The sequence below is a fragment of the Paraburkholderia sediminicola genome (assembly GCF_046026895.1).
Taxonomy (GTDB): domain Bacteria; phylum Pseudomonadota; class Gammaproteobacteria; order Burkholderiales; family Burkholderiaceae; genus Paraburkholderia; species Paraburkholderia sediminicola_C.
This window is the reverse complement of record NZ_JAQQEU010000228.1, coordinates 1-1,170: the sequence shown is the minus strand read 5'-3', so window position 1 is coordinate 1,170 and position 1,170 is coordinate 1. Positions and strand designations below refer to the sequence as shown.

1 protein-coding gene is annotated in these 1,170 nt (G+C 61.5%); it reads left to right on the top strand.

Going from position 1 to position 1,170, the window contains the following annotated elements; all coding sequences use genetic code 11:
- Nucleotides 1-84 precede the first annotated feature (84 nt).
- Nucleotides 85-1,170 carry an IS630 family transposase gene (locus tag PQR02_RS40440; protein ID WP_408243388.1) on the top strand — a complete coding sequence of 362 codons (1,086 nt, stop codon included), beginning with the start codon at nt 85-87 and terminating at the stop codon, nt 1,168-1,170.

Genomic DNA, 1,170 nt, shown 5'->3' with positions numbered 1-1,170 from the left:
CTAGTGTAGCGTTCGTCTCTTGATGGAACTTATGTGGTTCCGGCGGTTTCCAACCTCTACTGCGATACAGCGTGGAGAGAACGAGTGCGAGTTGCCCTGGAGATTGTGTTGACCGACGAGGAGCGAGCCGAGTTGACGAGGCTCGTTCGCTCGAGACTCACGAGTGTGAGGCTGGCGCAGCGCGCGCGGATCGTGCTGCTGGCCGCTGACGGGATGCAGAACAAGGACATCGCCGGGCAGTTGGGCGTGGGACGCGTGCAGGTCTCGCGTTGGCGTGAGCGGTATGTGCAATCGCGACTGGCCGGTATCGAGCGCGACCTGCCGCGCGGTGCGCCGCCGGCGAAGGTGGATGCGGCGCGGCTGGTGGAGTTGACCACTCAAGCCACGCCCGCGGCGGCCACGCACTGGAGCACGCGCAAGATGGCCGCCGAGTTGGGCGTGAGCGCCAGCACCGTCATGCGGCATTGGCACGCCCATGGTTTGAAGCCGCACCTCGTCCGCGGCTTCAAGGTCTCGCGTGACCCCAGGTTCGTCGAGAAGCTCGAGGACATCGTGGGCCTGTACATGTCGCCGCCTGAACACGCGCTGGTGTTGTGCTGCGACGAGAAGAGCCAGGTGCAGGCGCTGGACCGCACTCAACCCGGCCTGCCACTGAAGAAGGGCCGTGCGGCCACCATGACGCACGACTACAAGCGCAATGGGACGACTACGCTGTTCGCCGCGCTCAACGTTTTGGACGGCCAGGTCATCGCGCAATGTCAGCAGCGCCATCGTCATGTCGAATGGCTGAAGTTCTTGCGCAAGATCGATCGCGAAACGCCTAAGGACAAGACGCTGCACCTGATCGCCGACAACTACGCAACGCACAAGCATCCGGCCGTGCAGGAGTGGCTAGCCAAACACCCTCGATTCGAAATGCACTTCACGCCCACCTCGGCATCGTGGTTGAACATGGTCGAGCGCTTCTTCCGCGATATCACGACTGAGCGCCTGCGCCGTGGCATATTCACCAGCGTGCCGCAGTTGATCAAAGCAATCGACGAATACATCGCTCACCACAATACCAGCCCCAAGGCGTTCATCTGGACCAAAACCGCTCGCGACATCCTGCAGAAGGTCATTCGCGCAAATAGCCGCTTAAGTTCCAAACAGAATGGAACACTACACTAG